Below are 17,671 nucleotides of genomic sequence, written 5' to 3'. Positions count from 1 at the left end.
CCATGCAATGGTTGGAGGTGCAGAAATGAACAAATGGCAATGGTCGGGCATTATCTCCATTTCAAGCAACTCATAACCATAATTGAAACAAGTCATTTCAAACACCTTTTTGAGTTTTTGCTCTAAAGAATTTTTAAAAATGCTATGACGATATTTGGGGCAAAATACGATATGATAGTTGATGTTGTAAATGCTATGCTTTGTTTTCAGTACCTTCGTACTTGTCAAGGATATACTTCATTCCTTCTTCAATTAAGTCATTAGCATTTAATTTTAATTTAATAGCAAGTAATCTAACTTGCATATACAAATCTTCATCGATGGTTGTATTAATATTTTTTCTTGCCATGTTATCACCTCAATATGATTATACAATATAGTTGACAATGTATCAATGAGATTGTATAATTAATACATAGATAACAATGTAAAGCGAGGCGATATTGTGGAAAAGGCTTTTAAGTTTAGATTAGTACCTACAGAAGAACAAGAAATAATGTTAAGTAAGACTTTTGGCTCTTGTAGATTTGTGTACAATTACTATCTTGGAAAGAAGATAGACTTATACAAAAGTGAAGGAAAATCAATGTCTTACGTTGAATGTGCTAATGATATGAAAAGCCTTAAATGTGAGCATGAATGGCTTAAAGAAATAGACGCAATATCACTTCAACAGAGTTTAAGAGATTTAGATAAAGCCTACAAAAATTTCTTTAAGGGTAGTGGCTTTCCTAAATTCAAGAGTAAGCATAACCATAATCAAAGTTATAGAACTCAAATGGTTAATGATAACATTAAAATTGAGGGCAACAAAATTAAACTACCTAAAATTGGTTGGGTAGAGTTTAAAAAACATAGAGAAATTCAAGGCAAGATACTTAATGTTACCGTAAGTAGAACACCTTCTAACAAGTACTTTGTTTCGATTTGTTGTACTAATGTTGAAAGTGAAAAACTACCTCAAAATTCTAATGCAATAGGCATTGATGTAGGTATAAAGTCATTTTGTGCTATGTCTAATGGGGAAAATATAGAAAACCCTAAATATCTTCAAAAGTCTTATGAAAAATTAATTAAGGCTCAAAGAAGATTAAGCAGTAAAACTAAAGGAAGTAAGAATTATCATAAAGCAAGGGTTAAACTTGCTAAAATCCATGAAAAAATTGCCAATCAAAGGATAGACTTTTTGCATAAGGAATCTTTGAAACTTATAAAAGAAAATCAAATTATAATTCTTGAAGATTTGAATGTAAAAGGTATGATGAAGAATGAAAAGTTAGCACAAAGAATAGGTGATTGCAGTTGGTCGGAGTTCACAAGACTACTTGAATATAAGGCTGAATGGTATGGTAGAACTGTACATAAAATAGATACTTTCTACCCTTCAAGTCAATTATGTTCTAATTGTGGCTATCAAAATGCAGAAGTAAAGGACTTAAACATAAGGGAATGGGTATGTCCTAAATGCGGTAGCATACATGATAGAGATACCAATGCAAGTAAAAATATTCTAAAGCAAGGATTGAAAGAACTAAAAATATTAGTGGCGTAAGCCTGTAGATAAATACGGTAGGAACTATCGGAATTAAGCCTGTGGAGATAGTAGGTTGCGAGGTCTATGAAGCAGGAAGCCACATCCCCTTGTGGGTGTGGTAAGTTCACTTGTAATATTGATATAGAGATTATTATCAATTGTATAAAGTATTGTCATATCAATCACCCCAAACAAATTTATCTTCATTTACATTATAACAAAGTTATAGGTATAATTAACTCATATAATTAAATTTAATAATCATACAGGAGGAAAAATATGGGTCATAAATTTCATGTCAGTAATAAACATAAGCTTGATAACGAAAAAAGAAGAGAGTTGTTACCACCAGAAAAAATTTTAATGGATATAGGGCTTAGGGATGGAGATAAAATAGCAGACATTGGGTGTGGAATTGGATATTTTACTTTTCCTGCTTCCAAAATAGTAGGGAAAAGTGGAAGGGTATATGCATTAGATATTTTACCTGAAATGATAGAAGAAATAGAACAAAAAATTAAGGAAAATAACTCAGATAATATAATAACAGTTTTAACAGAGGAGAATAATACAAAACTTGAGGATAATGAGGTAAACTATGCGTTTCTATGTAATGTGTTACATGAAGCAGAAAATAAAGAAGTATTTTTAAATGAAGTAAAAAGAATAATTTCTAAAAATGGAATGATATCAATTGTTGAGTGGAGAAAAATTGATAATGAATATGGTCCTCCAATAGATCACAGGCTAGATGAAAACCATTTAAGGGCTTTATTAAAAGATACTGGTTTTAATGATGTTGAGGTTTTACATTTAAATGAACATTTCTACTTAGTAAGAGGGATAAAGAGACATTAATAGTCTCTTTATCCCTCTTGTTTTACTCCATCACTAACATCACAGATATAAAAATCAGGTGTTAGTCCAGTTTTGCCAAGGTATTGATTATAAACCTCATCCTTAAATTGGTCAATTCTATCATTTTCAACGATTGCAATAACACATCCTCCAAAGCCGGCTCCTGTCATTCGTGCACCTAATGAACCTTCAGCTTTCCAAGCAATTTCAGCTAATGAATCTAACTCAAATCCAGTTACTTCATAATCTTTACTTAGAGAAATATGGGATTCAATCATAAGTTCACCGAATTTTTTAAGATTATCATTTTCAAGATATTTTACTGCTGACAAAACCCTTTTGTTTTCAGTTATTACATGTCTCGCCCTTTTTAATAAGGTTTCGTCAGTTATATATCTACAAATATCATCATATTCAGCTTCACACAAATTTTTTATTGAAAGTTTATCCTTTAATAAACTCAAAATCTGGTTGCACTCACTTCTTCTCTCATTATATTTGGAAGATGATAACTCTCTTCGTTTATTTGAATTTATAATAACGATTTTATGGTGACATAAATTTAAAGGTACATGTTTGTAATTTAAACTTTCACAATCAAGGAGGATTGCACTTCCCTTTTTTCCCATTGCTACAGAAAACTGATCCATTATTCCACAGGTTACGTTTATGAAATTATTTTCTACATCTTTGCATAATTTAGATAAAAATATTCTGTCAATATTATCTATGCCATTTAAGTGCAGAAGCATGTATGCAGTTAAAATTTCAATTGATGCTGAGGATGACAAGCCTGTTCCATCCGGTAAAGTACTTAAAAAAAGTATGTCGCATCCAGATAAGTTATAGCCATTCAATAGCAGTGCTTTTATTACCCCTTTTGGATAATTTCCCCATGAATCGCATTGAAGATACTCAATGTCATTGTTTAAATCAATAATTATTTCATTGTTTCTTAATAATGATTTTAATTTAATAATATTATCATTTCTTTTTCTAGCTACTCCATATATTCCAAGGCTTATAGCACATGGGAAAACATAGCCACCATTATAATCTATATGTTCACCAATTAAATTAACTCTTCCAGGTGAAAAGTAACATTGTATTTTAGATGCATTACCTCCGTAGTATTTTATAAATTGATCCCTTAAATAGCTTATCTCCATTTTATCTCCCCCATATATGATAATAATCTAATTATATACTATAATTGGTTATTATCAAATAAAGGAAATTAAGTAAACAATATCATCTAAGAAGTTCCCTTACTGTCTCAACTTCAAATCCAGGAATAAAGTTTTTAATCTCTTTTAATGGTGTATCCTTAGGAATAGAAGCAGGTATTTGTAATCTTTCATATAATTCATTTAACTCAATTTTAAATGCAACGGAAATTTCCTCTAGAGTCATATATCCTTTGATTTCGTCTGCCGTTATTCTTGTGGATGCAGTTATTTTTGGGGGAGTAACTTCATAAAGTCCAGTAGCTTTTGTAATCATTATGCCACCTAGGAATATTGAAATTACTAATATAATATTAGTTAATGGCTTAACTGATTTTCCTGCTGTTTTAATGTCAAGGACCTTATCACTAGGACATGCAATCATACATAAGTTACAATTGATACATTCAGAGGAATTAATTTCTGAAAGCTCTGAAACGTTAATATTAACAGGGCAGTTTTTGCTGCACAAGTTGCAGTTTATACATCTATCCTTATCTCTTGTAATTTTTGTTAAGCTGAACTTTGAAATAATCCCATATAAAGCACCAATGGGGCAAAGATATTTACAGAAAAATCTATCATACAACAATGAACCTATAAGAATTAAAATAAGTATCATAAAACCAATTGGATATTCCTCCTTAAGGGATGAAAATCCTGAACTGATGTGTCCATATGCTGCCCAAGGGTCATAGGGGTTTACCCATAAACCAGCAGTTATCCATGCGTAATATAGGGTTACAACAAGTATGATATACTTAAGATATCTAAGTGGCTTGTCTATGTTTTTGTTCATTACGAATCTTTTCTTAAACAACTTTTTCCCTAAGACACCAAAGAATTCTTGAAGTGCACCGAAGGGGCAAATAAGACCACAAAAACTTCTTCTAAACACTATTGCTAAAATTAAGGTTAACATAAGTAGTATGAATGTACCGGAAAATATTTTCTGAATAAATGTCCCATTAAAGACTAAACTATACATGGACTCAAGTTCACCATATGGGCATAGCGCATGTATAGATGGAGATTTTCTTCCACCTAGGACCTGATGCAGATAGGCCTCAACAGTTACAAAAATCAGGAAAATTGAAAGTAGTATATACCTGACAGATTTGATTAACCTATTATTTTTCATAGATTTAACCTCCTTAAATTTTGTTAGATTGATATTCATTAATTGATATTTCACCCTTTGCCAGTTTTTCGCATACAACTGGTGGTGTATTTGGATTTTCTATTTCTTTTTTTATTGCGAAAAATTCCTTTGAATCAATTTCACAGTTTGCATACCTTTCAAGTAGCAAAGGGGTGTACGCACATGTAAATGTAAGTTCTTCAATTACAGATTTTCTTATTTTATATTCATCTGCAGATATAGTCCCAATTGCATATTTTTCTTTAAGAATGTTTAAAAGTTTAAGAGAGAATGGGTTTGGGGCAGATGTTTTTTTATTTGAAATTAAAACTAATACTAAAATTAATAAAATGATTATTATAAAAAAATAGGAGCCATAAAATCCAAATCCCATATGATATCCACGTCCCATAGTTCCACCTCTTTCAAAACTATAATTTTAAATAAATCATTATCTTTGTACCCTTCCCTAATTCACTTTCTATTTTTAAGTTTCCATTAAGCAATTTCACCAGTTGTTTTGCTATTGAAATACCAAGACCTGTACCATCTGTATATGAATTTCTTGATTTATCAGCCTTATAAAACCTCTCACCTAAATATTGTATTTCCTCCTGAGGAATACCAATGCCTTCGTCTTTAATAGCTATACAAAGATAGTTGTCATTAATTGATGTTAAAATATTTATAGTGCTGCTTTCTTCAGAAAACTTAATAGCATTATCAATAAATATTATTAGCAGTTGTTTTAACTTATCATAATCGGAAAGTATAGGAGGTATATTTTCTTTAGATAAAACCTTTAGGTTAATATTTTTCTTGAACAATAAGGGTTTTAAGCTTCTAATTGTATCGTTAATAAGCATATTAATATCAACTTGACTTAGAAACAAATCAACTTTTCCTGATTCCAATTTACTTAAGTCTAGTAAATCCTTAACCATTCTTTCAAGCCTGTCAGTCTCCCTTAAAAGTGTAAGATAACTGTCCTTTACATCTTCAGGTGCAATCATTCCGTCTTTGAGTAATTCTAAATTTCCCTTCATAACTGTTAATGGCGTTCTGAATTCATGGGAAACGTTAGAGATAAAGGTTCTCCTTAGTTGTTCAAGTTTTTGGGTTTCACTGACATCCTGTATAAGTAAAACTACACCTGTGGCTTTTGTTGTGTTCAGAGAAATAGGAGATATAGAGAAATTTAGTATTTTATCTTGAAATTTTTTTAGTATGCTCTTCTTCTTATTTTCATATAATGAAGATTTCAGTTCTTCAACCAAATCCAGTTCTTCAAGTGAAGTAATTATATTAAAACTGTCCTTTAAGGAGAGAAGATTTAAGGCAGATTCATTTATATTGATTAAATTTAAGTCGATATCTAGTGCCAATATTCCTTCATTCATACTAGAGATTATGTTGGTTAATTTATTTTTTTCCTCTAAAAGCTGGCTTATGGTATGCTTCAGCTTAAGGGATAATAAATCAAATGAATTTGATAATTCCCCAATTTCATCATTTTGAAAAATATTTGTTTGTATACCATATTTTCCACGTGCCATCTCAAGGGCATAGGTATTTAATGTTTTAATTGGTCTTGAGATGTTTTTTGAAAAATAATATCCCAAAAATCCAGCAAAAATAACTTCACAAAGCAGAGCTGAAATTAGGTATACAAAAAACTTGTCCATGGAATTTGTAAGGTCAGTTATAGATGAGTGGAGAATGATTGCTCCAATTATTTGACCCTTATTATTTTTAACAGGTGTTGCAATTGTCATCATGTATTCATCGTAAAGTGGATTATATAAGTCATCATAAATCTCAGCACCTGATAAGGATTTTTTGATGAAATCATTATATATATTATTGATATTGGAATCATTTACAAAACTAACATTAGATTCTTTATTTGTTTCAAGTGCAATTATCTGTTTTTTTGAATTAATTATCCATATCTTCAGATTAGGGAATGACTTAGACATTTTAATTAAATAATCCGAATCTGCCTGAGTTATATTATTTAATAGATCAGCATCAATTTCTTTTAAAATTTCTTTTGAGTGTTTTTTAAGATTATTTATCTTTTCTTGATATATATTGTTCTTAAATATATTAAGGGCTAAAATACCTGTTAACAGAGTTGATAATATGACAATTGTCAGGAAGCCAAAGGTTAATCTTAAAGTTATATTTTTTCTAAACATTTTCCACCTCAAATTTGTATCCAATACCCCAAACAGTTTTAATATCCCAAAGATACTGGCCATCAAGTTCTAATTTAGCTCGTAATCTTTTAATATGCGTATCAACAGTTCTTGGATCTCCAAAATAGTCTACACCCCATATTTTGTCAAGTAATTCATCCCTTGATATTATTTTATTTGGTGAAGCAGCAAGAACCCAAAGGACCTCGATTTCTTTTTTTGTAAGATTTATGGTCTGCTTTTTTAATTTTACAGAATAGTTATTGATATCTATTTCAAGGGAATCATATTTAAGAACTTGGGATTTATTAATCTCATGGGGTGCAATTCTTCTTAATACTGCATTTATACGTGCCACTACTTCTCCTGGGCTGAATGGTTTTACGATATAGTCGTCGGCACCGCTATTAAGACCTAAAATTTTATCAGCATCTTCGCTTTTAGCTGTTAATAATATAATTGGGGTATTAGAGTTCTGTCTTATTCTACGGCATACTTCAAGTCCATCAATAATAGGCATCATAATATCAAGGAGAACAAGCTGTGGCTTATATTGATTAAATTTTAATAATGTTTCTTGACCATCAAAGGCTATTATTGTTTTAAAACCTTCCTTTTCAATGTAAGGTTTTATAATTTTTATAATTTCAATATTATCATCTGCAATTAGAATAGCTTTATCCATATTATCACCTCAACTTCTAAATAAATTATATCATTGAATAAAAAAGTAAATGTGAAATAATTGTGTACTAAAAATCCTTTGTTTTTTAATAATTATGACACAAACATGACACTTTTTTTATTTCCTATTGTTTTATTATTATATTGTATCCAAGAGATACAATTTCAAATGTTTAAGGGAGGAATTAATATGAGAGTAAAAAAATTGATAGCTGTATTGGCATTAACAGCAGCAGTTGGAGCAGGTAGTACAGTTTATGCAGCTACAACACAGACTTCTACACTAAATAGGGGGTTGGGACTTGGAAGAATTACATCATTAAGAGGGTATGACTATCTTGTTTCCATACTTAAAAACAAACTTGGACTTACGGATAAACAAATAAGTGATGGATTAAACTCAGGCAAGACAATGTATGACCTGGCAAAGGAAAAGGGAATGACAGCTGAAAAGTTCAGAGCTCTTCTTTTGGAAGAGAAAAATAAAGCTATTGATAATGCAGTTTCCAAAGGAACTATAACTAAAGAACAAGGTAATGCATTAAAAGAAACACTGAAAAATAATATGAATAATTGTACAGGGACACCTGGACAAATGCAGGGCAAAGGTGTAAGAGGTAAAGGTAGAATGGGTGGAAATGGACAAAGAATTAATGGAAACTGCGTGGTTAATGGAATTTAATCTTAAAATTTAATTATATTTTGAGGGAGTTTTAACTGAATACACATAAAAACTCCCTTTTTGCTGTATCAAAATATTTTGATAATATAAATATTAAGTGTTATTATATATTCTATAATTGGCTTTAGTAGTTAAAAAGACTTTACAGATAAATTATAGAGAAAGGAAGATAAAGGTGTATAATTACTTAACTGAGGAAGCGATTAATAAGCTTAAAGAGGAAATAGAGTATAGAAAAGTAGTATTAAGGCATAAGATACTTGAGGACATAAAAGAGGCCAGAGCACATGGGGATTTAAGTGAAAATTTTGAGTATAAAGCTGCCAAAAGGGAGAGGGGCATAAACGAAAGTAGGATAAGATATCTTGAAAGAATGATAAGAACTGCTCATGTAATTGAAGATGATACAACAGATGAAGAGGTAGGACTTGGGAAAACAGTATCCTTAAGATTTCTGACTGATGATGAAGTTGAGGATTTCACAATAGTTACAACTGTAGAAACAGATCTTTTAAATAATAAAATAAGTATAGAGTCACCTTTAGGAAGGGCAATTTACAAACATAAGGTAGGGGATGATGTATTGATAAACTCGCCCCAGGGAGATTATTATGTTAGAATTGAGAAGATCACCAAAAAATAAAATTAGGTATGATTTAATTCATACCTAATTTATACAAATCTTTATTTCTTCAATACGTTTTTCGTCAAGTTTTTCTATTTTAAAGATTAGATTTTCATACTCAATTGTATGATCTTCGTTTTCCTTTGGTATGCTTCCAAGGAGAGTTACGACAAAACCGCCTATAGTATCAAAGTCGTCTGAGGGAAGATTAATTTTTAAAGCTTCGTTTATATCATCTATAGAAACAAGGCCGCTGACTATATATGTGTTTGAATCGATTTTCTTAATATATTCCTCATCATCATTAGTGTCATACTCATCCTGAATATTACCCATTATTTCTTCAATTAAATCCTCAATTGTAGCAAGGCCTGAAAAACCACCATATTCGTCAATTAAAATAGCCATATGGTTCTTTGTACTTTGGAGTTCTCTGAAAAGTGCATCTATATTTTTAGTTTCAGGTACAAAGTAGGCCGGTCTTAGTATATCTCTTATATTTATTGAATCAACATCACTTTTTCTTAAGTGATAGAAAAGATCCTTCATATATAAAATTCCAATTATATTGTCTATACTATCTTCATAAACAGGTATTCTAGAGTATTGTTCTTCTAAAACCTCATCTATTAACTCTTTTGTAGGAGTTTCGATATCTATAGCAAATACGTTGGTTCTAGGAGTCATTATCTCCTTAGCCAAGGTATCATCAAATTCAAAAATTCCATCAATCATATCCTTTTCGATTTCGTTAATTACACCATTTTCTTCTCCAACTTCTATCAATGAACGTATTTCTTCCTCCGACACCTTTTCCTCTAGGTTTTCAAGGCTAAATCCAAATATTTTAACAAGTGCGTTGGTAGAAATTGTAAGAAACCTAACAAATGGTAAAGCCACTATAGATAGAAATAATATTGGTTTAACAGCGAACATTGCAATTTCTTCAGACTTTTGAAGTGCTATTCTTTTTGGTAATAATTCACCGAAAACAAGTGTAATATAAGCTAAAATTATTGTAACTACAACAAGTGATATTTGGTCACTTCCAGGTATATCAAATCTTTTCAAAAATATAGATAAATATTTTGATATGCCTGTTGCCGCAGATGCACTGGCAAAAAATCCTGCAAGGGTAATGCCAACCTGAATTGTTGCTAGAAATCTGCTTGGCTCTGAGAGCAGCTTCGTTAATAGTTTAGCGTTATTATTTCCTTCTTCTGCTAAAAAGTTAAGTTTGTTTTTATTTAGTGATACTATTGCCATTTCTGATGCTGCGAAAAAAGCATTTAAAAATATTAAAATCAGGATCAATAAAAAATCCAGCAAAATACTACTCGGACTGGCGTCCATTAAAAATTCCCCCTTAGAAAATAAAATGTTACAGATTACATTTTATCATAGGTGAATATATATAACAATGAAGGTAATTTATTAAAAATACTAATAAATAGGTGTTTACATAGTAAAAACTTTAAATAACTTTAAGAATTGTTTAAAATATGTAGATATCATTGATTTATTAAATGATTTAAGGGACAGCTATGTAGCTGTCCCTTAAAAATTATTCTAACTGTGGTGGGAGTTAGAATTTAAGGGAGAATATATTATTAAATATATTAACAATTTACTAACATGCTAAACCATATACTGATACATCCTTAATAATCAGATTTGCTATTTGCAGCTTAGCATTATCATAAGAAGAAAAAATATCCTTAGCCCTTTGAGGATTATGATATACCTTCCAATAACCACACATCAGGCAGTTTTCACCATTACAATTAATAAAACCGATGACATCTTCTAGTGGTATTCCAAGAAATAAGCCATTTCATGTGGACACATTTTATAAAAGCGCTGTTTTAATAATTGAAGGCAGTCATCTAAGGACATATTTTTTTCATATCCAAAGGATTCTAAAAATTTCATATGGGCATCTTGAAACAACGTTTTCTCAAGACTTTTTTTATTGTAAAACAATATCAGAATGCTATTTTTAGTTTCTCTAATCTCTATATAATTTAAATTTGTTTTAGCTGAAAAGTCATCTTTATAGGCTTTCCATAATTCCTTTAGATTTCTATTGTCATCTTTTAAAGTAAGAAGGGTAGCGGGCTTTTTATTCAAAATAGTTGCTGCATTATAATATGTTAATATTGATAGAAAATAGTTTTTATCATCGAAATTATTTATAACGTTAATTAGTTTGCTTATAACATCTTTCATAGTTAAACACTCCTTATAGAAATTGATAATCATTATCATTTGTAGTTTTATTTTAATACATAATTTTGAGTTTGTAAATACTAAATGAAAATAATTATCAATTATATAATTTATTATTTTGATTTCAGAAAATTTGAAATAGAGTTGCAACATTTAAAGAGATGTGTTATTATATAAATGTAATGAGAAAAAATTTTTATCGTTAAAAAATTTTTTAGAACTGAGGAGAGTTAAATGAAAGATGATGAATTATTAAAATCCTATATACCTATAGCTGAATTTATTGGAGAAGCTATGGGCTCAGATTGTGAAGTAGCTTTATATGATGCAAGAAATAGAGAGAATTCTCTCATCTACATAAAAAACAACTCAGTAAGTGGCAGGGAAGTTGGTAGTCCGTTAACGAAATTATGTATAAAAATGATAGAGGATAACCTGCATATTGATAATAATTTCATAACAAAATACCCAGGAAAGACTAAGGATGGTAAATTACTTAGGTCGTCAACATTATTTATAAAAAATGCCTCAAAAGAGGTCATAGGATTTCTAACTATAAACCTTAATATATCAGAGTTAAGGGATGCCGCAAATTACCTAAATAAGTTTTTAAGGGAAATAAGCGGTGGACCTGAGAGGAATTTAGAGGAGGAAAAAGCACCTCTTTCTGAAGATTTCAGTGTACCTATAGAGGATTATGCAATGTCTGTAATTCAAAATACTTTAAAAGAAGTTCCTGTACCACCGGAGAGGATGTCTGTGGAAGAGAAAATTGAGATGGTTAAAAAATTAAATGATAAGGGAGTCTTCCTTTTAAAAGGGGCAGTTAACGAGGTAGCAAAGCAGCTTAGGGTTTCAGAAAATACTATTTATAGATATATAAACAAAAGGGATTAAAATGTTAAATAAAATTTAAATATAAACTAACTATTTAGGAGGGGTATAAAGTGACAAAGGCAATAAGAAAAGCTGAACCTTTCAAAATTAAAATGGTTGAACCACTGAAAATGACAACTAGAGAACATAGGGAAGCAGCACTTAAAGAAGCAGGTTATAACCCATTCTTGTTAAAGGCAGAAGATGTTTATATCGATCTGTTAACTGACAGTGGAACAGGTGCAATGAGCGATAATCAATGGGCAGGACTAATGCTAGGTGATGAAGCTTATGCAGGAAGTAAAAATTACTTTAACTTAGCAAAATCAGTAAAGGATATTATAGGATATGATTATATAATACCAACTCATCAGGGAAGAGGTGCAGAACAGGTTCTTTTTCCATCATTAATTAAGAAAAAAGGTCAATACGTAATAGGTAATATGCATTTTGATACAACTAAAGCACATATTGAGTTAAGTGGAGGCAGGGCTGTTAATTTTGTAACTGATAAAGCCTTTGATACAACAACATACTATGACTGGAAGGGTAATTTTGATGTTGAAAAAGTAGAAGAATTTATAAAGGAAAAGGGCTCAGAAGAAATAGCCTTCTTACTTATAACAATTACATGTAACAGCTCAGGTGGGCAGCCTGTTTCAATGCAAAATATAAGAGAAGTTAGTTCAGTTGCAAGAAAATATGGAGTAAGAGTATTCATCGATGCTGCAAGATTTGCTGAAAACGCATATTTTATTAAAACAAGAGAAGAAGGATATGCAGACAAAACAATAGTTGAAATCGTTCAAGAAATGTTCTCATATGCAGAAGGCTTTACAATGAGTGCTAAGAAGGACGCAATTGTTAACATTGGAGGACTATTAGGTATAAAAGAAGATATGGAACTTCTAAATGAATGTAGAGCAAGAACTGTTCCAATGGAAGGATTTATTACATATGGAGGACTTGCTGGAAGAGATATGGAATGTCTTGCAAGAGGATTAAGAGAAGGCTGTGAATTTGAATATCTGGATTATAGAATTTCTCAGGTAGCTTATTTAGGTGAAAGATTAAGAGAAGCTGGAATACCAATCCAGTATCCAACTGGAGGACATGCAGTTTTCGTAGATGCTGCAAAAATTCTTCCACATATTCCATATTATCAATTCCCTGCTCAGGCATTATGTAATGCTTTATATCTTGAATCAGGTATTAGAGCTGTTGAAATAGGTTCATTCCTTTTAGGAAGAGACCCAGAAACAGGAGAACAATTAAAGTCTCCATTAGAACTTGTAAGACTAACAATTCCAAGAAGAGTTTATACAAATGATCATATGGATGTTATAGCAGATGCATTAATTTCTATTAAGGATAAGGCTCCATCATTAAAGGGACTTGATTTCATTTATGAACCAAAAGTTTTAAGACACTTTACTGCAAGATTAAAGCCTGTTGAATAATTTTCAGGTATTTCTAAGTTTATAAACAATACTAAAATTCCCTGGGATATAATATTAGTCCAGGGAATTTTTTATAACAAATTAATAAGAATGTAGACTTTTTAGTAATCAAAATTATAAAGTTAATTTTGCAATGTTGAAAATACAAATAAACATATTTAAATAATTTAATACAATCTTCATAAAATCTTCACAACAATATGATATTATGTAAATAAATTAAACAAGACAAACGCTATGAACAGGAAAAGTAGATTATATTTATCAGACAGAGAGAGGTTCCTAGGCTGAGAGAACTTTATGAAATAATATAATTGAAGTGCCCCTGTGAGCGTTAAGCTGAAAATTAGTAGGCTGTTACGGGTTCTCCCGTTATAGAGATATGGTATATATGTACCAGAATTGAGATGGGTGTTTTTACCTAATCAGAGTGGAACCGCGGAAGTTTAACTTCTGCCTCTGTAGATACAGGGGCAGGAGTTTTTTTATTGTTTTAGCTTCAAGGCCTGGGAGCTAAAGAATTTTATACAAAAGGAGGATAAATAATGAATCAAATATATATTGTTATAATTGTATCACTAATCTCATTTGGATTTTTACATTTACTGAAAAATAAGAAAGTAGGTTTTGGTATTAGAACCCTGATTGCCATGCTTTTAGGTGCAGTAATAGGTACAATTTTTAAGGAAAATACAAAATTACTATACCCTATAGGAAGTACTTATGTATCACTTATTAAAATGGTTGTAATACCACTTGTGATGTCAACGATAATCTCAAGTATGACTTCTTTAAAAAATCCAAAACAACTAAAGAGTATCGGGTTTAAAACAATAACATCATTGCTTCTTACTACAGCTGCTGCAACAATAGTCGGTATAATTGTGGGCAATCTAATGAAAGTAGGAAAAGGAATGAATTTTATAGGAGATGCCTCTTTTAAGGCAAAAGAGGTACCATCATTTGTTGAAGTACTTATGAATATGGTACCTAAAAATCCTATAGCTTCAATGGCAGAGGGCAAAATTATCCCTGTAGTAGTATTTTCGTTATTCCTGGCTACTGCTATAATAATTGAAGGACATAAAAATCCTAATACAGTAAAGGCTGTAAAAGAATTCATAGATTCATTTGAGAAAATAATGTTTAGAATAACTAAAATGATAATGAAATTAACACCCTATGGAGTTTTATCCTTACTAGCAACAGTTTCTTCAGAGTACGGCTTAGAGGTGTTGTTACCACTTATAAAAGTGATTATAGCTCTTTATATCGCATGCTTTCTTCATATTATTTTAGTGCATGGAGGCTTACTTACTTTTGTGGTTAAAGTTAACCCATTGAGATTCTTTAAAAAGATATATCCTGCACAGGTAGTTGCATTTTCTACGCAAAGCAGTTATGGAACACTGCCTGTAACATTGAAGGTATTAACAGATAATGTTAAAATTTCAGAGAAAATAGCGAGTTTTACAGCACCTATGGGTGCAACAATTGGTATGAATGCATGTGGAGGAATTTATCCAGCTATAGTTGCTGTTTTTGTTGCTAATATCTTTAATTTAAACCTTACTTTTAGCCATTATGTTCTTCTAGTTTTTACAACAATTATTTCTTCTATAGGGATTGCTGGAGTACCAGGAACAGCTACAATGGCAGCTGTAGTTGTGTTGTCAACTCTTGGATTACCAATTGAAGGTCTAGGAATGTTGCTTGGTATTGATGTAATTTTAGATATGGCAAGAACAATGACAAATGTTACAGGAGCAGCTGTGACAACGTTAATAGTAGCCAATTCAGAAAAAGAATTCGATAGACATGCATTCAATAGCAACTTAGATAAAGAATTAGAGATAAGTGCATAGTATTTATTGAATAATTAATGAACTAAAGATGGTGCTTGTGCTTCATCTTTAGTTTTTATATTTTAAGTCTATATGGCAGCTATAAAAAGATAAAGTATTAAAATCAAACTGATATTTTATATTACTAAGTTTTTGAGAAAGGTTGGTAGGTAATGAGAAATATTCTAGTTATAGAAGATGAAGAAAAAGTATCTAGTGTTATAAAGGCATATCTTGAAAAAGAAGGATATTCTGTTATTTGTACAACAAGTGGATTAGAGGGTATAAAGTTATTTAAGGAGATTGGATTTAAATTAATAATTCTTGATTTGATGTTGCCTGATATCGATGGAGAAGAAATATGCAGAATAATAAGAAATGTTTCAGATGTATATATATTTATGCTTACTGCTAAAGGAACTGAGGGGGACAGAATTGATGGACTTAATCTAGGAGCAGATGAATATCTTGTAAAACCATTTAGCCCAAGGGAGCTTACAGCAAGGGTTAATGCTTTATTTAGACGTATAGAATATAAGTCAGATTCCACAATAAATATAGATAATGGGAATTTATTGATAAATAGAGATAGCAGGGTTGTAACAGTAAGGGGAAAGGAGGTTGCTTTAACTCCCAATGAATTCAATATACTCAACGCTTTAATTACTAATAAGGGGAAAGTAATGTCAAGGGAGAAGCTGATTGAAAGTGTTCTGGGCATTGACTTTGAAGGATTTGATAGAACTATTGATGTTCATATCAAAAATCTTCGTAAGAAGATAGAAGTTGATAGTAAAAACCCTAAATATATAAAGACTGTAACCAGGGTTGGATATAAGTTTGGTGGTGACAACTAAATGCAGAGTATAAGAAAAAAGTTAAGCATTTATATAGTAGCATTTTCTGTTATATCTATTTTATTATCAGCTGTACTGGTTAATATGACAGTAAATAATGAATTTAGTAAATATGTAGCTGATAATCAAGAAAAAAGAAATCAGAGAATAGTCGAGTATTTTAAAGAGGTATATAAAAGAGATGGGAAGTGGACTAAGGACTCTGGAGTTGAGTTAATGCATGAGGCGTATATGAGCAATTATTGTCTAGCTTTATTAGATCAAAATAAAAGGATTGTATGGACAATGAACCCAGAGGATATTCGGGCTAAGATACACTTTCATATGATGGAAGGTCAGAATAAAGGTATATATAAAACCTACGATTTTCCTATTCATATCAATGGGGAAGTTGTTGGTTATGCGTCAATAGGTCAATATTCTTCAATACTGCTTTCAGAGGAGGATGTGAATTTCAAGATTTCTATTAATAAAAGCATGGCTGCAAGTATAGTTATTACCATATTAATAACTATATTTATCAGTGTAATTATATCAAAGCAATTTTCTATCCCAATAAAGGAAATTTCTGATATATCTGTTCGTATGTCTGAAGGTAACTATGAAGTGCGTTCAGAAAGAAAAAGTGATATTGAAGAGATTGAAAATTTGCGTCTTAGTATAAATGATTTAGGTGAGAAACTGAAGTACCAAGATTTGCTTAGAAAACGGCTGATAGCAGACATTACACATGAAATTAGAACCCCTTTGAACGTTTTTCAGAATAATCTTGAAGCAATGATTGATGGAGTATATGAAATATCAAAGGAAAGGTTAGTTGCATTAAATAGTGAAGTTGTAAGGTTTGGAAAACTTCTTAATGATTTAAATATATTAAAAGAGTATGATGCTGTTGAAATAAAGATTAAAAAAGAAAGAATTTCTTTAAAGGATGTAGCTGAAAGTGTAATCAAAGATTTTTCAATTGAAGCTAAGGCTAAGAATATAAATTTAGTTTTGAAAGATGATAAGAAGGGGAAATATATAATTTTAGGAGACTATGACAAATTGAAGCAAGTATTTATCAATTTGTTATCAAATGCTATCAAATTTACCCATTATTCAGGTAAAATAGAGATCGAATTTAAGGAAGATAGAAATTTTATAGTTGTTTGTGTAAGTGACAATGGAATTGGAATAAGGGAAAAGGATCTTCCTTTTGTCTTTGAAAGGCTTTACAAAGGAAACAGAAACGGAAAAGATAATGGAAAAGGAATTGGTTTAACTATTGTAAAGAGAATATTAAGCTTGCATGGTGTATACATCGATGTTGAGAGTAAAGAAAATATAGGTACTAAATTCACTATGCATTTTAGAAAAGCATAATTGCTATGCAAAATGGAATACCTTTCATTTTGCATAGCCAGTTTTCTTTATAAAATCTTCATATGAATAGATTATTATATTTTTATAAA

17 protein-coding genes, 1 pseudogene and 1 other annotated feature are annotated in these 17,671 nt (G+C 30.6%); of the genes and pseudogenes, 9 read left to right on the top strand and 9 right to left on the bottom strand.

The window, feature by feature from the left end:
• Both tnpA and Q428_RS15605 read right to left on the bottom strand, forming a co-directional pair.
• Positions 1-228: IS200/IS605 family transposase (gene tnpA, locus Q428_RS14840; protein ID WP_152539073.1), on the bottom strand; the 228-nt coding region annotated here is incomplete at its 3' end.
• The gene (locus Q428_RS15605; protein ID WP_169734715.1) at positions 194-349 is read right to left on the bottom strand and encodes a hypothetical protein; all 156 of its coding nucleotides are present in this window, start codon (positions 347-349) and stop codon (positions 194-196) included. The genes Q428_RS15605 and tnpA, both read right to left, overlap by 35 nt.
• 96 nt (positions 350-445) lie before the next feature.
• On the opposite strand from Q428_RS15605, the gene tnpB reads away from it, so the two are divergent.
• Both tnpB and Q428_RS05550 read left to right on the top strand, forming a co-directional pair.
• The gene (gene tnpB, locus Q428_RS05555) at positions 446-1,552 is read left to right on the top strand and encodes an IS200/IS605 family element RNA-guided endonuclease TnpB (protein WP_035378972.1); all 1,107 of its coding nucleotides are present in this window, start codon (positions 446-448) and stop codon (positions 1,550-1,552) included.
• A gap of 261 nt (positions 1,553-1,813) precedes the next feature.
• Positions 1,814-2,392 carry a class I SAM-dependent methyltransferase gene (locus tag Q428_RS05550; protein WP_035378970.1) on the top strand — a complete coding sequence of 193 codons (579 nt, stop codon included), beginning with the start codon at positions 1,814-1,816 and terminating at the stop codon, positions 2,390-2,392.
• Positions 2,393-2,400: 8 nt separating this feature from the next.
• Here the strand turns inward: Q428_RS05550 and Q428_RS05545 are convergent, their stop codons facing one another.
• The 5 genes from Q428_RS05545 to Q428_RS05525 form a co-directional block, all read right to left on the bottom strand.
• Positions 2,401-3,561, bottom strand: coding sequence for a galactokinase (locus tag Q428_RS05545; RefSeq protein WP_035378968.1), 1,161 nt, complete (start codon positions 3,559-3,561; stop codon positions 2,401-2,403).
• Between the two features lie 82 nt (positions 3,562-3,643).
• Positions 3,644-4,759 (bottom strand): 4Fe-4S binding protein, encoded by a 1,116-nt coding sequence (locus Q428_RS05540; protein WP_035378966.1) that lies wholly within the window; start codon positions 4,757-4,759, stop codon positions 3,644-3,646.
• 13 nt (positions 4,760-4,772) lie between these two features.
• Positions 4,773-5,171 carry an SHOCT domain-containing protein gene (locus tag Q428_RS05535; RefSeq protein WP_035378964.1) on the bottom strand — a complete coding sequence of 133 codons (399 nt, stop codon included), beginning with the start codon at positions 5,169-5,171 and terminating at the stop codon, positions 4,773-4,775.
• Positions 5,172-5,190: 19 nt separating this feature from the next.
• Positions 5,191-6,960: an ATP-binding protein gene (locus Q428_RS05530; protein WP_035378962.1), complete on the bottom strand. Its 1,770-nt coding sequence runs from the start codon at positions 6,958-6,960 to the stop codon at positions 5,191-5,193.
• Positions 6,953-7,645, bottom strand: coding sequence for a response regulator transcription factor (locus tag Q428_RS05525; RefSeq protein ID WP_035378961.1), 693 nt, complete (start codon positions 7,643-7,645; stop codon positions 6,953-6,955). The genes Q428_RS05530 and Q428_RS05525 overlap by 8 nt, the downstream gene beginning before the upstream one ends.
• A gap of 189 nt (positions 7,646-7,834) precedes the next feature.
• On the opposite strand from Q428_RS05525, the gene Q428_RS05520 reads away from it, so the two are divergent.
• Both Q428_RS05520 and greA read left to right on the top strand, forming a co-directional pair.
• On the top strand, positions 7,835-8,326 hold the full coding sequence (locus Q428_RS05520) for a hypothetical protein (protein WP_035378959.1): 492 nt from the start codon (positions 7,835-7,837) through the stop codon (positions 8,324-8,326).
• Positions 8,327-8,444: 118 nt separating this feature from the next.
• Entirely contained in the window at positions 8,445-8,969 is a 525-nt protein-coding gene (gene greA, locus Q428_RS05515; protein ID WP_341349010.1) for a transcription elongation factor GreA, read from the top strand.
• A gap of 24 nt (positions 8,970-8,993) precedes the next feature.
• On the opposite strand, the gene Q428_RS05510 is transcribed toward greA, so the two are convergent.
• Together Q428_RS05510 and Q428_RS05505 are read right to left on the bottom strand one after the other, a co-directional pair.
• Positions 8,994-10,304 (bottom strand): hemolysin family protein, encoded by a 1,311-nt coding sequence (locus tag Q428_RS05510; protein WP_035378955.1) that lies wholly within the window; start codon positions 10,302-10,304, stop codon positions 8,994-8,996.
• A 277-nt stretch (positions 10,305-10,581) separates the two neighbouring features.
• Positions 10,582-11,180: pseudogene (locus Q428_RS05505) on the bottom strand (DUF3793 family protein).
• 234 nt (positions 11,181-11,414) lie between these two features.
• Here Q428_RS05505 and Q428_RS05500 point away from each other — a divergent pair.
• The 5 genes from Q428_RS05500 to Q428_RS05480 all read left to right on the top strand — a co-directional run bounded on the left by Q428_RS05500 (position 11,415) and on the right by Q428_RS05480 (position 17,582).
• Entirely contained in the window at positions 11,415-12,077 is a 663-nt protein-coding gene (locus Q428_RS05500) for a helix-turn-helix transcriptional regulator (protein ID WP_035378953.1), read from the top strand.
• A gap of 50 nt (positions 12,078-12,127) precedes the next feature.
• A complete protein-coding gene (locus Q428_RS05495) occupies positions 12,128-13,516 on the top strand; it encodes a tryptophanase (RefSeq protein WP_035378952.1) in 1,389 nt (462 codons plus the stop codon).
• Positions 13,517-13,744: 228 nt separating this feature from the next.
• Positions 13,745-13,980: a binding site (T-box leader), on the top strand.
• Positions 13,981-14,061: 81 nt separating this feature from the next.
• Complete coding sequence (locus Q428_RS05490; protein WP_242847779.1) at positions 14,062-15,381, top strand: dicarboxylate/amino acid:cation symporter; 1,320 nt, start codon at positions 14,062-14,064, stop codon at positions 15,379-15,381.
• A 152-nt stretch (positions 15,382-15,533) separates the two neighbouring features.
• On the top strand, positions 15,534-16,217 hold the full coding sequence (locus Q428_RS05485; protein WP_035378948.1) for a response regulator transcription factor: 684 nt from the start codon (positions 15,534-15,536) through the stop codon (positions 16,215-16,217).
• Positions 16,218-17,582, top strand: a complete 1,365-nt coding sequence (locus Q428_RS05480; RefSeq protein WP_035378946.1) for a sensor histidine kinase — start codon at positions 16,218-16,220, stop codon at positions 17,580-17,582. It begins immediately after the preceding gene.
• Positions 17,583-17,671 lie beyond the last annotated feature (89 nt).

It is taken from the genome of Fervidicella metallireducens AeB, from assembly GCF_000601455.1.
Taxonomy (GTDB): domain Bacteria; phylum Bacillota; class Clostridia; order Clostridiales; family Caloramatoraceae; genus Fervidicella; species Fervidicella metallireducens.
This window is presented reverse-complemented; position numbering and strand designations above follow the sequence as displayed.

What these genes read in the sequence shown, in the direction of transcription:
- Q428_RS15605 (WP_169734715.1), bottom strand. Translation starts at nt 349, where the DNA reads ATGGCAAGAAAAAATATTAATACAACCATCGATGAAGATTTGTATATG.
- Q428_RS05550 (WP_035378970.1), top strand. Translation starts at nt 1,814, where the DNA reads ATGGGTCATAAATTTCATGTCAGTAATAAACATAAGCTTGATAACGAA.
- Q428_RS05545 (WP_035378968.1), bottom strand. Translation starts at nt 3,561, where the DNA reads ATGGAGATAAGCTATTTAAGGGATCAATTTATAAAATACTACGGAGGT.
- Q428_RS05540 (WP_035378966.1), bottom strand. Translation starts at nt 4,759, where the DNA reads ATGAAAAATAATAGGTTAATCAAATCTGTCAGGTATATACTACTTTCA.
- Q428_RS05535 (WP_035378964.1), bottom strand. Translation starts at nt 5,171, where the DNA reads ATGGGACGTGGATATCATATGGGATTTGGATTTTATGGCTCCTATTTT.
- Q428_RS05530 (WP_035378962.1), bottom strand. Translation starts at nt 6,960, where the DNA reads ATGTTTAGAAAAAATATAACTTTAAGATTAACCTTTGGCTTCCTGACA.
- Q428_RS05525 (WP_035378961.1), bottom strand. Translation starts at nt 7,645, where the DNA reads ATGGATAAAGCTATTCTAATTGCAGATGATAATATTGAAATTATAAAA.
- Q428_RS05520 (WP_035378959.1), top strand. Translation starts at nt 7,835, where the DNA reads ATGAGAGTAAAAAAATTGATAGCTGTATTGGCATTAACAGCAGCAGTT.
- Q428_RS05510 (WP_035378955.1), bottom strand. Translation starts at nt 10,304, where the DNA reads ATGGACGCCAGTCCGAGTAGTATTTTGCTGGATTTTTTATTGATCCTG.
- Q428_RS05500 (WP_035378953.1), top strand. Translation starts at nt 11,415, where the DNA reads ATGAAAGATGATGAATTATTAAAATCCTATATACCTATAGCTGAATTT.
- Q428_RS05490 (WP_242847779.1), top strand. Translation starts at nt 14,062, where the DNA reads ATGAATCAAATATATATTGTTATAATTGTATCACTAATCTCATTTGGA.
- Q428_RS05485 (WP_035378948.1), top strand. Translation starts at nt 15,534, where the DNA reads ATGAGAAATATTCTAGTTATAGAAGATGAAGAAAAAGTATCTAGTGTT.
- Q428_RS05480 (WP_035378946.1), top strand. Translation starts at nt 16,218, where the DNA reads ATGCAGAGTATAAGAAAAAAGTTAAGCATTTATATAGTAGCATTTTCT.